12 protein-coding genes and 1 pseudogene are annotated in these 13,741 nt (G+C 71.3%); 11 read left to right on the top strand and 2 right to left on the bottom strand.

What is annotated here, in order from left to right; translation table 11 throughout:
* The first annotated feature begins 417 nt into the window (after window positions 1-417).
* Complete coding sequence (locus tag ACOGI9_RS09365) at window positions 418-696, top strand: hypothetical protein (protein ID WP_419856869.1); 279 nt, start codon at window positions 418-420, stop codon at window positions 694-696.
* 41 nt (window positions 697-737) lie between these two features.
* Here the strand turns inward: ACOGI9_RS09365 and ACOGI9_RS09360 are convergent, their stop codons facing one another.
* Window positions 738-1,451 carry a DsbA family protein gene (locus tag ACOGI9_RS09360; protein ID WP_419856868.1) on the bottom strand — a complete coding sequence of 238 codons (714 nt, stop codon included), beginning with the start codon at window positions 1,449-1,451 and terminating at the stop codon, window positions 738-740.
* Complete coding sequence (locus ACOGI9_RS09355; RefSeq protein WP_419856867.1) at window positions 1,448-2,884, bottom strand: pyridoxal phosphate-dependent decarboxylase family protein; 1,437 nt, start codon at window positions 2,882-2,884, stop codon at window positions 1,448-1,450. The genes ACOGI9_RS09360 and ACOGI9_RS09355 overlap by 4 nt, the downstream gene beginning before the upstream one ends.
* Between ACOGI9_RS09355 and ACOGI9_RS09350 the strand changes: the two genes are divergently transcribed.
* The 10 genes and pseudogenes from ACOGI9_RS09350 to ACOGI9_RS09305 form a co-directional block, all read left to right on the top strand.
* The gene (locus tag ACOGI9_RS09350) at window positions 2,883-4,940 is read left to right on the top strand and encodes a DEAD/DEAH box helicase (protein WP_419856866.1); all 2,058 of its coding nucleotides are present in this window, start codon (window positions 2,883-2,885) and stop codon (window positions 4,938-4,940) included. The two genes, ACOGI9_RS09355 and ACOGI9_RS09350, sit on opposite strands and share 2 nt — an antisense overlap.
* Window positions 4,941-5,832: 892 nt before the next feature.
* Window positions 5,833-6,267 (top strand): D-aminoacyl-tRNA deacylase, encoded by a 435-nt coding sequence (dtd, locus tag ACOGI9_RS09345; protein ID WP_419859269.1) that lies wholly within the window; start codon window positions 5,833-5,835, stop codon window positions 6,265-6,267.
* A complete protein-coding gene (locus ACOGI9_RS09340) occupies window positions 6,264-6,749 on the top strand; it encodes a TIGR00725 family protein (protein ID WP_419856865.1) in 486 nt (161 codons plus the stop codon). Before dtd ends, ACOGI9_RS09340 begins: the two co-directional genes overlap by 4 nt.
* On the top strand, window positions 6,746-7,147 hold the full coding sequence (locus tag ACOGI9_RS09335; protein ID WP_419856864.1) for a hypothetical protein: 402 nt from the start codon (window positions 6,746-6,748) through the stop codon (window positions 7,145-7,147). Before ACOGI9_RS09340 ends, ACOGI9_RS09335 begins: the two co-directional genes overlap by 4 nt.
* A gap of 249 nt (window positions 7,148-7,396) precedes the next feature.
* Window positions 7,397-8,494 carry a recombinase RecA gene (gene recA / locus ACOGI9_RS09330; protein WP_419856863.1) on the top strand — a complete coding sequence of 366 codons (1,098 nt, stop codon included), beginning with the start codon at window positions 7,397-7,399 and terminating at the stop codon, window positions 8,492-8,494.
* Between the two features lie 122 nt (window positions 8,495-8,616).
* Window positions 8,617-9,165 (top strand): regulatory protein RecX, encoded by a 549-nt coding sequence (locus ACOGI9_RS09325; RefSeq protein ID WP_419856862.1) that lies wholly within the window; start codon window positions 8,617-8,619, stop codon window positions 9,163-9,165.
* A complete protein-coding gene (alaS, locus tag ACOGI9_RS09320) occupies window positions 9,162-11,819 on the top strand; it encodes an alanine--tRNA ligase (RefSeq protein WP_419856861.1) in 2,658 nt (885 codons plus the stop codon). The genes ACOGI9_RS09325 and alaS overlap by 4 nt, the downstream gene beginning before the upstream one ends.
* A gap of 11 nt (window positions 11,820-11,830) precedes the next feature.
* Entirely contained in the window at window positions 11,831-12,208 is a 378-nt protein-coding gene (locus tag ACOGI9_RS09315) for a hypothetical protein (protein ID WP_419856860.1), read from the top strand.
* Window positions 12,205-12,987: an SDR family NAD(P)-dependent oxidoreductase gene (locus ACOGI9_RS09310; RefSeq protein ID WP_419856859.1), complete on the top strand. Its 783-nt coding sequence runs from the start codon at window positions 12,205-12,207 to the stop codon at window positions 12,985-12,987. Before ACOGI9_RS09315 ends, ACOGI9_RS09310 begins: the two co-directional genes overlap by 4 nt.
* 41 nt (window positions 12,988-13,028) lie before the next feature.
* Window positions 13,029-13,739: pseudogene (locus ACOGI9_RS09305) on the top strand (CCA tRNA nucleotidyltransferase); the annotation flags it as partial.
* Between the last annotated feature and the right edge of the window lie 2 nt (window positions 13,740-13,741).

Raw genomic sequence — 13,741 nt, 5'->3', positions numbered from 1 at the left:
TCAGCGAACCCCCCTTGCGATCAGGCGAAAGCTCGAAAGAGGACAATGTGTACGCTCGGAACAAGGCTCTTCAGAGTGCTGGCATGACCATCGAGGGCGCTGAGTACTTCAGCAGGTTCATACGCTCCGCCGCCTTATTGACCTCACGCTGCACAGGCAAGAGCCCGATGCGCGTCCGCGGTCGGGCAGCAAGCAGGTAGTCTTGGGTGCCAACCAGCTCGACCGTTGGCCGGCAAGACGGCGAAGGAAACGATCGCGAAGCGGGGTAGTCCGCCGACCGAGGGCCCCGCTTGTCTCGACCCCCATCCGCTCCGCCACCTGCGTCACCGCGTCTCGCGCCCGGCGGGAGGAACTACCTCCGGACTCCTACCTCGGAGTGTACAGGTCTTGGGACAATCTTGGGGCGGATTCGAAGGGGTGCCGGTTCCATCACAGGGCCGTGCACGAGGGCGGCTGGCGCGTGGAGATGGGGCACGCTTCCGCGACCCCCCGGGCCGCGTGGTGCCGGCGGTGCCCCCGGCGCACGAGGACGTCAGGGCACCCCGAACCGCCGATGCGGGGCTCCGGAACTGGCACCGGCAGGAGGGCATCGACCCCTGGACGGCGACCAGCCGCTGGATGGGTGACCCCCTCGACCTCGACTGGGCGCTCTGGGTTCTCTGGGGACAGCACGACACCAGGCCGTTGGCGGCGTGAGGGAGGTCTCCGCCCTCACTGCCCGCGGCCAGCTCCCATGACTACGGCTCGGTGTCGCCGCCTCTCAGGATGAGAAGGGTGTCGATGGCCGAGGAGAAGGTGCCGAAATCGGCGGCGCCTCGAAGGGCCACGCTGTCGCCCAGGATGAAGTAGGGCGTGCTCGAGATCCCGGCCTGCGTGACGCTGGTGTAGTCGCGGAGCACGAGCGGGGCGAGCGTGCTGTTCCGGACGCAGGAGCCGAACGACTCGGGGTCGATGTCGATCTCCTCCGCGTACCCGACGAACAGTGCATAGGGGTCCGCTGCGCCGCTCCACTCGTCCTGGCGCTCGAACAGGATGTCGTGCATCGGCCAGAACTTGCCCGCGGCCCCCGCGCAGTAGGCCGCCTCCGTCGACACGAAGGCCTCCTGGTGTCCCGGATTCGCGTAGGCGATCCACAGGTAGCTGACCTTGCCCTCGGAGATGTAGGCGCTGTCGATCTTCGTCAGCGTCTGCTCGTGGAACTGCCGGCAGTAGGGGCACTGGAAATCCGAGATCTCCACCACGCGCACGGGTGCGCCCTCTTCCCCCTTGATGCGGTTGCGGTCCGCCCGCTCGCGGGCCACCTGGGCATCCGGCGGCACGAAGGAGCGCTCCTGCGTGCCCCCGGCCTCGGCCTCGGTTGCGCAGCCTGTCGCGACGACGATGCCGCAGAGCAGGCCGGCAACGGCTGCGAAGGACCCGAAGCTGGGTACGAAACGAAATCTGGCGTTCAACCCGGTTCTCCCGGTGAGAGGTCGGCGGCGGCCCGATGGAGCGCCTCGAGCGCGTCGTCGAGGTGGCGCTCCTCCGTGTGAACGCTCCCGACGGACAACCGTACAGTATAACGTCCGTCGAGTTCGGTGTGCGAGAGAAACGAGCGTCCACCTGCATTAACCCGGGCGAGGATGTCGCGGTTCCACCGTTCCTCGCCCGCCGGGTCCCCCTCCCGCGCGGCGCGGAAGCAGACGGTGCTGAAGGAGACGGGCGCCGCCAGCTCGAACACGCCGCCCTCGACGAGCCGCGCCGCGGCCGATTCCGCCATCGCGATGTGCCGGCGCATCGTCTCGGCGAGCCCGTCCGTCCCCACGCACCGGAACAGCACCCACAGCTTGAGCCCGCGGAAGCGGCGCCCGAGCGCGAGGCCGATGTCCATGAGGTCCGTCTCGTCGTCCTCCGACTCCAGGTAGGTCGGCGTCAGCGCGAGCGAAGCCCGGAAGGGGGCCACGTCGCGGTACAGGAGCACCGAGCAGTCGAGCGAGGTCCCCATCCACTTGTGGGGGTTGAGGACGATGGAGTCCGCCGCCTCCCAGCCGCGGAAGTGCGCCCGCTGTTCGGAGACCATGGCCGCCGGCCCCGCGTAGGCGGCGTCCACGTGGAGCCACACGCCATGCCGGTGCGCGACCGCCGCCACCTCCGCCACGGGATCGACGCTCGCCGTCGACGTCGTGCCGATCGTCGCGCACACCATGGCCGGCCGAATCCCCTTTTCGAGGTCGTCGGCGATCGCCGCCTCGAGCGCCTCCGGGCGCATGCGGAAGGCGTCGTCCGTCTCGATGCGCCGGACGGACGCGCGGCCGAGTCCGGCGGCGATGGCGGATTTCTCCACCGAGGAGTGGGACTGTTCGCTGGTGTAGACCGCGAGGGCCGGCCCCCCGGGAAGCCCGCCGTCCCGAACCCCGTCCCCGGCGCCCTCGCGCGCGGCCAGAAGCGCCGTGAAGGTGGCGGTCGACGCCGTGTCGAAGATCAGCCCGGAGAAGGTGTCCGGGAGGCCGACGGCCTGCCGCAGCCAGTCCACCGCGGTGCGCTCGACCTCGGTCGCGGCGGGGGAGGTTCGCCACAACATTGCGTTCACGCCGACGGCGGCGACGAGGAGTTCCGCCGCGATGCTCGGCGCCCGCGTGGAACTCGAGAAATAGGCGAGGAAACCCGGATGATTCCAGTGCGTGAGACCGGAAACGATGTGCTCGTCGAAGTCCGCCAGCACGCGCTCGAAGGGTTCCGGGGCGCGCGGCGGCGCCTTCGCGAGCGCGCGGCGCACGTCGCCCGGCGCGACGTCGGGGAGGACGGGCCGTTCCTCGACGCGCTTCCGGTAGTCGACGGTCCAGTCCGCCGCGCGCCCCAGCGCCGCGCGCAGCGTCTCCCCGCTCCAGTCCGTATGGTCCGGCATGCAAGCTCCTGACTCCCACGAGGGTTCCCACGAGGGCTCCCGCGAGTCGCTGTGGATTCTGTTGGCGGATCTCCGCGTCGCGATCGACGAGGAGATCGAGGCGGTCACCGCCGACCTCGCCCGCCGCCGTCTGGACCGGCCGATTCCGGCCCTCTCCGGACGCCTGCGCGGAGAGGCGGGGACCGGCTATCGCTACGCCTTCCAGATCGCGGGGGGAACATACGACATCCGCGCGGACGACCGCGTGCGCATCCACGCGGGCGGGCGGGAGGCGCTCGGCGTCGTCCACCGTTTCGACCGCACGCTCGGGCTCCTGCAGGCCGTGAGCCCGGACTGGCTCGGCGAACGCCTCGACGGCGCCGAACTCGAGTTCGATCCCACGTGGCTCCTGCGCGAACTCTCCACGCGGCTGGCCGAGGTGGGGCAGGATCCGGAGGAATACTTCCCGGACACCGTGCTCGGGGCCTTCGGACGCCTGCCCCCGCGCCTCGGCCGCGAGTCTCCGCGCCTCGACTCCTCCGCCGACCTCAACGAGCCGCAACTCGACGCCCTGGAACGGGTGCTCGGGAGCAGCGCCCAACTCGTCTGGGGCCCGCCGGGGACCGGCAAGTCCCGCCTCGTGGCGCGCGCGGCGCTGGAACTCGCGCTCCGAGGCAGGGTGCTCGTCGCGGCGACGACGAACGGAGCCGTGGACGAGATCGCGCGCCGCCTCGCCTCCATCGCCGACCCGGCCCTCCTCGACCGCGACCGGATCATCCGCGTCGGGTTCGATCTCGGCGCCGCGCCCGACACGCGCATCGACCTGGGCGCGGCGCTGGCGCGGCGGATCGACGGCGGCGCCGGCGGCGTGGACCGCACGCTCGCCGAGCACGAGGAGCAGCTGGGTGCCCGCCCCCCGGCCGGGAGCCGCGAGGGTCGTCCCCCGGCCCTCAATCCCTACGCCCGCGCCGGGCGCCTGCTCTCGCTCGCGCGTTCCCGCGGGAACGCGGAATCCGCCCGCGCCCTCGGCCGCGTCATGCTCGAGATCGCCCGCCAGGCCGAGGCCGTGCTGGAAGAGGCGGACATCGTCCTCACCACCTTCGCCCGGCTCTCGATCCGCGAGGAACTCCGCGAGCTGAGGTTCGAGTCCCTCCTCATCGACGAGGCGAGCACCGCGCCGCTCCCCTACGTGGCGCTCGCCGCCTCCCGGGTCGCCGGCCCCGCGATCGCCGTCGGCGACTTCCAGCAACTCCCCCCCGTCGTGTCGAGCACCGCCCCGGCCGCCGCCCGCTGGCTGCGCACGGACCTGTTCCGCGAAGCCGGCGTCGTGGGCGGGGCAGGGGCCGGCGACGAGGCCGGGGGCGACCCCGAGGCGGGCACCGCGCTCCCCTCCCCGAACGACGGGCTGTGCGCCATGCTCGACCTCCAGTACCGGATGGTGCCCGACATCCGCGAACTCGTGAGCGAGTTCTTCTACGGCGGACGGCTCAGGGACGCGCCGGAGATCGCGGCGCGCGCGGCAGAGATCCCAGCGCGCGCGCCGCAGCCGGCCCCCCTCTCCGTGCTCGACACCAGCGGCCTCGATCCGCGCGTCGAGCGCGTCGACGGCTCGCGCCGCAACCGCGCCCACGCCGAGACCGTGGCGGACTTCGTCGGCGCCGCGGCCCGCGACGGGATCGATGACATCGCCGTCGTCTCCCCCTACCGCGCCCAGACCCGCCACCTGAACGACCTCATCCGGCGCCGCCTCGGCCGCGCCGCCCCCGCCAACCTCGAGGTGAGCACGATCCACCGCTTCCAGGGACGAGAGAAGCGCCTCGTCATCATCGACACCGTGGACGCCCCCCCCGGCCGCAGCTGGTTCCTCGACGAACGCCGCAACCGCGACTTCCCCCGCCTCCTCAACGTCGCCCTCTCCCGCGCCCGCGACCGCCTCGTCATCGTCGCCACCATCACCGGCCTGCGCCGCACGCTCCCCCGCGAAGCCCTCCTCAACCGCCTCCTCTCCCACGTCGAACAGTCCGGCTCCCGCCTCGACGCCACCCCCACCGACCTCTGGCACGGCGCATCACGGTGAAGCCGCCAGCGGGAGATCGGCGGTCAAAATCCGATTTTCCTCTGCGGATTGCTGCGGGAGATGGCCATTCGATCGATGAATTTTTGAAAAAAATACGACTCGCGCCCCTTCGAGGTTGACGGCCTAAAAAAATCTTTTTAGAATCAGGGCGTGCTAAGGGAGGCGGCACCGACCGACCGGAGGTCGAGGCCGATGACCGCACCGCGAGTTGCCCGACGCGAGATCGCGAAACCGGGGCGCGAGTCCCGGGCCTGAGGGAGCGGAGTTCCGGCGACGGAACGAGGCGATCGAGGGAAGAGGGATCGAGCACAGCTGGTCGGCAGAAGGTACCAGGCTCGCGGCGAGGTTCTGGAAGACCGCGCAAGCTACCAGGACCGGGCGGTGGTTGGCCGTAAACAAGCTTCCTTGCTCAGCCCCTGACACCTTCGGGTGGCCAGGGGCTGAGTGCATCTACCCATGTTTCCATACTCGTTCGCGATCTCCAGGCCGCCCGATCGGGCGCCCCGTTGGCCCCCCCCCTCGCCGGAATCTGGGATCGTTGTCGGACCCCGAACCGGGTCGTTGCCAGACCCCCGAGCGATCACGGCCGCGGTCCGCCGGCCGAACCTCCGTCATCCGCTTCGCCGGACCGGATTCCCGACCCGCGGAAGAATGCCGTTCCGAGCCTGCGCCATCTCGGACACCGTCTCCCGTTTTTTCAAAAAAATGATGTCCAAAAATTGTGGATATCGTGTCCAAAAACCGTGGATTTTGAGATGGGCCGCGCGTGGGGCCGCCGGCGGAGTCGCCCTCGATCGAGTGCTGTCGCATCTTTTCGTCGTTCACCGCTTTTGACGTGCTGTGGAAAACCGGCGCGGCGCGAACGGCCGGGACCGGGAACGGGACGGCGCAATTGCGAGTCGTGATTCAGCGAGTCAGCCAGGCCCGCGTCCGGGTCGAAGGCGAGGTCGTCGGGGCGATCGGCCCCGGGCTCGTCGTCCTGGCGGGTTTCGCGCCGGGTGACTCCGCGAAGACGATGGCCTGGATGGCGGACAAGCTCTGGAACCTGCGTCTGTTCGCGGACGCCGAGGGACGCATGAACCGCTCCGCGCGGGACATCGGGGGAGCGCTCCTCGTCGTGTCGCAGTTCACGCTGTACGGGGACGCGAGGAAAGGCCGGCGACCGTCCTTCACGGGGGCGGCGCGGCCCGACGAGGCCCGGGCGCTCTACGATTGCTTCGTGGAGCTGTGCCGCGAGGGCGGCGAGGTCGCGGAGGGGGAGTTCGGCGCGATGATGGAGGTGGAACTGGTCAACGACGGTCCCGTGACCCTGCAGCTCGAGCGATGACGGCGCGGCCGCTGCGGATCGGCGTCATCGGCTCGGGAGACGCGGCGCCGGCGGAGGCGGGTCTGGCCCACGCCGTAGGGGCGGCCCTCGCCCGCGCCGGGGCCATCGTCGTATGCGGCGGCATGGGCGGCGTCATGCGGGCGGCGGCCGACGGAGCCGCCTCGGAAGGGGGGACCGTGGTGGGGATTCTGCCCGGCGGGGATCCGGGCGCGGCGGCGGACGCGGTCACGATCCCGATCCCGACGGGGATGGGCGAAGCGCGCAACGTCGTCGTGGCGCGGGCCTCCGAGGCCGTCGTCGCGATCGCCGGCGAGTGGGGCACGCTCAGCGAGGCGGCGTTCTGCCGGAAGTTCGGCGTCCCCGTGATCGGGCTCGCGTGCTCGCTGCCCGACAGCGTGATCGACGAGACGGCCGACGACGCGGCGGGGGCGGCGGCACGCGCCCTCGAACTCGCTGCGGCGCGACGGGAGGTGAGCGAATGACCGGATTCATCCTCTTCGGGGGCATCCTCGCGGTGCTGCTCGCCACGATCATCTGGGCCGCGATCCGGTCCGGCGAGGACACGGGCGCGTCGCTCGGCCCCGCGGAACGCCGCGACGCCGCCATCGAGGCGCTGCGGGACCTCGAACTCGAGTACCGAACGGGCAAGCTCCACGAAGACGAGTACCAGGCCACGCGCGCCCGCCTCGAGCGCGCCGCCATCGACGCCCGGAACGCCGCCGCCGGAAACGCCGCCGCCCGCGAACCGGCGAAGGCCCCCGCCCCCCAGCCCCCGCAGTCCGCGGCAGCCCCCCGCCCATGCCCGGAATGCGACGTGTCGCTGACCGGCGACGAAGCCTTCTGCCCCACCTGCGGAATCGACCTCGCACCCCACCCCTGACGCCCCCGCCGCCCCCTCAAGCGCGCCCGCCCACCATCTCTCGTCCCGAGGGCGGTTGACGCCCCGTTGAGGCGTGGTTCCATCCTGATGTTGGACGGCCGGATTTCGCGGTTCGGGGCAAAAACCGAAGAAATTGCGAAAGGTCGTTCGGCGTGGTATTGTCAACCTCCGTCGCGGCGGGTGATCGACTCCCCGTCATCGGCCCGGCGGACCCCTCGGAAATCGGGAGAGCGTGACATGGGTGTGGAGATGGATCGGGAACAGAAGAAGGCGTTGTCCGTGGCCCTCAACCAGATCGAACGGGCCCACGGCAAGGGAGCCATCATGCGGCTCGGAACCGAGGGGGCGCGGGTGCGGATCCCCGCCATTTCGACGGGGGCGATCAACCTGGACCACAGCACCGGGATCGGCGGCATCCCGAGGTCGCGCGTGACCGAGATCTTCGGTCCCGAATCGTCGGGCAAGACCACCCTCACCCTCCACGTCATCGCGAACGCGCAGAAGGACGGCGGCGTCGCGGCGTTCATCGACGCCGAGCACGCGCTCGACGTGGGATACGCGCAGAAGCTGGGCGTCGACATCGAGAACCTGCTCGTGTCGCAGCCCGACACGGGCGAGCAGGCGCTCGAGATCGCCGAGGTGCTCGTCCGGTCCGGCGCGCTCGACGTCATCGTGGTGGACTCGGTGGCCGCGCTCGTGCCGCGGGCCGAGATCGAAGGCGAGATGGGGGATTCGCACGTCGGCCTGCAGGCGCGGCTGATGTCCCAGGCGCTCCGCAAGCTCACCGGCGCGATCGGGCGCTCCAACACCGCCGTCATCTTCACGAACCAGATTCGCGAGAAGATCGGCGTCATGTACGGGAACCCCGAGACCACGACGGGCGGCCGGGCGCTGAAGTTCTACTCCTCGCTCCGACTCGACATCCGCCGGATCGCCTCCATCAAGGAGGGGAACAACCTGGTCGGGAGCCGGACGCGCGTGAAGGTGGTCAAGAACAAGTGCGCGCCGCCGTTCAAGCAGGCCGAGTTCGACATCATGTTCAACCAGGGCGTGAGCCGGGAAGGTCTGCTCGTGGACATGGGCGAGAGCATCGGCATCGTGAGCCGCGCCGGCGCCTGGTACTCGTACGGCGGCGACGTCCGGCTCGGGCAGGGGCGCGAGAACTCGAAGACCTTCCTGCGCGAGAACCCGGATATCGCCGAGGAGATCGAGGCTCGGATCCGCGAAGAACTCGGGATGACGGTGCCTGACCCGGACGCCGAGGCCGCCGCCGAGGCCTCCGCGGAAGCGGGCGCGGAAGAGTCGACGAACTCCCGGCCGCCCTCGAAGCAGGCCACCGGGCGCTGAATTCCGGCCCAGACCGCCACACCACCGGCGAGGTCACGGGCCTCGTTCCGGTCAAGCGCCGCTCCGGCTGGACCGAGGTCCAGTTGGACGGCGCTTCCCTCTGTCGGCTTCGGGACGAGGACGTGCATCGGCTTCGGCTCGAAGTCGGACTCCAACTCGGATCGACGGAACTCGACGCCGTCCAGGCGGCGGGCGGTCGCGCCGAAGCGATGTTCGTCGGGCTGCGCTACCTTTCCGTGCGCCCGAGGAGTCGCCGGGAAGTGGAACGCCGGCTGTGGCGAGACCGGATCGACCAGGCCGCGATTCAGCACGCACTGGAACGTCTCGCGGCGCTGGGGTATCTCGACGACGCGCAGTTCGCCGCCAGCTTCGCGCGGGACCGTATCCGGCTCCGGCCCTGTGGCACCCGTCGCATGCAGTCCGACCTTCTCGCCCGTGGCGTGTCGCGAGAGGATGCGGACCGCGGCATCCGCGAGGCGATGGCGGAGGAGGGCGCGACGGAGGAGGCGCTGCTCGAGCGGGTGGCGGCGTCGCGGGCGCGGAAGCTGACCGGGGCGGACCCGTCGAAGGCGCGTCGGCGGCTGTTCGACTACCTGGCCCGGCGCGGGTTCGACGCGGGTCGCATTCGGGCGTGGATCGAGGTCAACTGGCAGGCTGAGGATACACGATGAAGGCGGACGAACTCCGGCGGAGTTTCATCTCCTACTTCGAGCGGCAGGGGCACGAACATTGCCCCAGCGGCCCGCTCGTCCCCGCGGATGACCCGACCCTCATGTTCACGAACGCCGGGATGGTGCAGTTCAAGGGCATCTTCACGGGAGAGACGGAACGCCCGAGTCCCCCGCGCGCCGTCACCTCCCAGAAATGCCTCCGCGTCAGCGGCAAGCACAACGACCTCGAGGAAGTGGGGCGGACCGCGCGCCACCACACCTTCTTCGAGATGCTCGGAAACTTCTCCTTCGGCGACTACTTCAAGCGCGACGCGATCGACTTCGCCTGGGAGTGGGTGACCGGAGACCTCGGCCTGGAACCCGGCCGCCTGTGGGCCACGGTCCACCACGACGACGATGACGCCTTCGACCTCTGGCTGGAACGCACCGCGATCCCGGAGTCGCGCATCCGGCGCATGGGGGACAAGGACAACTTCTGGCAGATGGGCGACACGGGTCCGTGCGGCCCCTGCTCGGAACTGCACTACGACCTGCGGACGGAGCGCGACGACCGCATCACCGACGCGCAGTTCGAGGCGGCGGGCGAGGCGGACCAGATCATCGAGTTCTGGAACCTCGTGTTCATGCAGTTCGACCGCGCGCCGGACGGCACGGACACGCCGCTCCCCGCGCCCTCGATCGACACGGGCGCCGGACTCGAGCGCATCGCGGCGCTGCTCCAGGGCGTGGGCACGAACTACCACACGGACCTCTTCCTCCCGATCATCGAAGCGGCGGAGGAGGGGCTCGGGATCGAGTACTCGCGGGCGCCCGAAGACTGGGAGGACGGCGTCGCCTTCCGCGTCCTGGCGGATCACGCCCGGGCCGTCGCGTTCCTGCTCGCCGACGGCGTCTTCCCCTCGAACGAGAAGCGGGGCTACGTGCTGCGCCGGATCCTGCGCCGGGCCGTGCGGCACTACTGGCTCCTCGGCCGGCGCGACCCGCTCCTGCACGACCTCGTGGGCGTCGTGGCGGACCGCATGTCGGCCACCTTCCCCGAGTTGGAGGCGAGGCGGGAACACCTGCTCTCCACGACGCGGGCGGAGGAGGAACTCTTCCTCTCGACCATCGAGGGCGGCATGCGCGAGATCGACCGCGCCATGCCGGAGGGAGGCTCGGGCACGGTCGCCGGCGACGTCGCCTTCAAGCTCAAGGACACCTACGGCATCCCCGAGGACCTCACCGGCCTCATCGCCCGCGAACGCGGCTACGGCGTCGATTGGGAGGGCTTCAACGAGGCGCTCGAGGCGCAGCGCACCCGTTCGCGCAGCGCGGGGCGCATAGCGGCCACCATCTCGGCCGGACTCCCCACCATCCACGCGCGAGTGGCACCGCCGCAGGAGTTCGTGGGATACGGGGACCTCGAAATCGAAACAGACTGTCGCCGCTGGGCAGCGGACGGGCGGCACGCGTTCCTGCTCGAGCGGAACCCCTTCTACCTGGAGAGCGGGGGCCAGGTCTCCGATACCGGGCGCGTCGCCGGGGATGGGTGGGCCGTCGACATCTCCGAGGTCTGGGACGACGGCGGCCGGACCGTGGTCGCGGGCGCGCTCGCCGAAGGCGCGCTGTCCGAAGCCGAGGGGGTCGAGGACACGGTGCTCGCGCAGGTGGATCCGTCGCGGCGCGAGACGGAACGGAATCACACGGCGACGCACCTGCTGCACGCCGCGCTCCGCAACCGGCTGGGCGAGCACGTGCAGCAGGCCGGATCGCTCGTGGCGCCGGACCGGCTGCGCTTCGACTTCAGCCACCGGGGTCCGCTGACGCCGGAGGAGCGGGCGGACATCGAAGCGGAGGTGACGGAGGCGATCCTCGGCAACCACGACGTCGACGCCTCGCAGCGGGACTACGACGAGGCGATCGCGGCCGGAGCCATGGCCCTGTTCGGAGAGAAATACGGGGACATCGTGCGCGTGATCGAGGTTCCGGGCCTCAGCCTGGAGCTGTGCGGCGGCACGCACGTCCGCACGACGGGCCAGGTCGGGACGTTCCGGATTGTGTCCGAGACGGGCGTCGCGGCGGGGATCCGGCGCATCGAGGCGGTGACGGGGCAGGGGGCCTACCGGCGCGAGCTGGAGCGGGACCGGCTCCTCGCGGAACTGGCGGCCCGGCTGCGCTGCCAGCCCGCGGACCTGGCGCTCCGCATGGACCGCCTCCTCGAGGAACGCGACGCGCTCGCCGAAGAAGTTCGGGGACAGCGGGGAGATGCGGCGGAGCGGCAGTTGGAGACGCTGCTCGCGGGCGCCGCGGGCGCGGCCGACGCGAACGGCGCCCGCTTCGTGTCCGGGCGCCTGGAGGTGCCCGCGGGCACGGACCTCGGAGCGCTCGGCGATCGCCTGCGCGGTGGGATGGGGTCCGGCGCGGCCGTCGTTCACGTCGTGTTCGAGGACGAGGACCGCCACGCCTTCATCTCCGTCGTTTCGGACGACCTCATCCGGCTCGGCGTGAAGGCGGGAGACCTCGTCCGCGTGTCGAGCCGCGCGACGGGTTCCGGCGGCGGCGGCGGCGCGCGCTTCGCGCAGGGCGGCGTGGGCGACCCCTCGCGAACGGAGGACGGGCTCGGAGCGGCCCGGGCCTGGGCGTCCGAGCGGGTGCCCGCCCTGTCCGGTGGCTGACGTGCAGGTTGGTGGCTGACGTGCCGGCCGAACCCGGCCCTCTCACGCTCGAGACCTGGCTCGCCCGGCGGCTCGAGTCCGCGCCGCCGGAGCTGGCGGAAGCGGTGTGGCCGCTGGTTCGCGAGCGCCTGGCCGACGGCGAGGATGGACTCGTCCAGGCGGCGCTCGCTGCGCTGGAGAACGCAACGGAGGGCGAGGCGACCCGCGCCGAGGCGGTGACCCTGCTTGCCGCGGACGCGATCCTCACCTACGCGCTCGAGGCGGCCGCGGATCCGGCCCTGGGGGGAAGCGCCGCGCGGGCGAGCCGACTCGCCGAGCGGGCGGGTCCGGGCGGGCTGATCGGCGAACGATTCAACAACGATTCAACGAAGGAGGAGATGACGGAATGACAGCGACGGTGCCGGGGTTGCCCGGCCTCGCGGGCAAGCGCGTGCTCGTCACCGGAGGCTCACGCGGGATCGGACGCGCCACCGTGCGGTGTCTGGCGGCGTCGGGCGCATCCGTCGGCATCGCCTACCACCGGGCGGAGGCCGAGGGGCGGCAGGCGGTCGAGGAGGCGAACGCGCTCGCCCCGGACGGGCGCCACTGGTGCGCCGGCGCGGACCTCGCCGAGCCCGCCGAGTGCCGGACGCTGTTCGAGCGCGCCGACGCCGAGTTCGGCGGACTGGACGGGTTCGTCGGCAACGCCGGCATCTGGAACGTGGACGCGCGGCCCATCGAGTCGCTCGAGGCGGACGAGTGGCGACACATGATCGAGACGAACCTCACGTCGATCTACGCAGGCACGCGCGAGGCGGCGCGTCGCATGGACGCGGACGGGAGGATCGTCCTCGTCTCCTCGACGGCGTCCCAGCGGGGAGAGGCGGAGCACAGCCACTACGCCGCGTCCAAGGGGGCGATCAACGCGTTCTGCAAGTCGGTCGCGACCGAACTCGGCCCGCGGTCGATCAACGTGAACGCCGTCGCCCCCGGCTGGGTCGACACGGACATGTCCTCGCCGGCGCTCCAGGGCGAGGCCGGGCGCGCCGCGCTGGCCCTCATTCCGCTCGGCCGCGTCGCCACGGCCGAGGACATCGCCGGCCCCATCTGCTTCCTCCTCTCCGACGCGGCCCGGCACATCACGGGAGAGATCCTCAACGTGAACGGCGGCAGCGTGCTGTGCGGCTGAGCGTGCCGTGAGGCCGAGACCGTCGTGAGGCCGAGACTGCCGTGAGCGCGATCGATCCGGGCCGATTCTCCCCCCCGCCCGGGTTCTCCCGCACCGCGGAGAAGCTCGAGGCCGCGGGTTTCCAGGCCTGGGCCGTGGGCGGCGCGATCCGCGACGCCTACGTCTCCCAGATCGGAAGCACGCCCGGGGTCGAGCCGGGCTGGGAGGACCTGACGACGAACGCGCGGCCCGATGACGTCATGCGCCTCTTCCGGCGCACGGTCCCGGTCGGCGTGTCGCACGGCACCGTGAAGGTTCTCGACGGGGACGACGGGTACGAGGTGACGACCTTCCGGCGCGATGTCGAGACCGACGGCCGCCACGCGCGGGTGGCCTTCGCCGATTCCATCGAGGAGGACCTGAGCCGCCGGGATTTCACGGCGAACGCGATCGCCTGGCGGCCCGCCTCGGGCGAGGTGCGCGACGAGTGGGGCGGCGCGGAGGACATCGAGGACGGGATCCTGCGCGCCGTGGGAGAGCCCGAAGCGCGCTTCCGGGAGGACTACCTGCGCATCCTGCGCGGCTTCCGGTTCGCGGGCCGCTTCGAGTGGGCCGTGGAGGCCCGCACGGACGAGGCGATGCGGGAGGCCGTGGACGGCCTGGCCGGGCTGTCGGCCGAGCGCGTGCGCGAGGAGCTGCTCAAGGTCATGGCGGACCCGAAGCCCTCGGCCGCGCTCGACCTGTACGCGGACTGCGGGGCGCTGGGCCACTGGTA

Source organism: Candidatus Palauibacter irciniicola (assembly GCF_965208695.1).
Lineage (GTDB): Bacteria > Gemmatimonadota > Gemmatimonadetes > Palauibacterales > Palauibacteraceae > Palauibacter > Palauibacter irciniicola.
The sequence above is the reverse complement of the archived record's forward strand: the minus strand, read 5'-3'. Positions and strand labels throughout refer to the sequence as shown.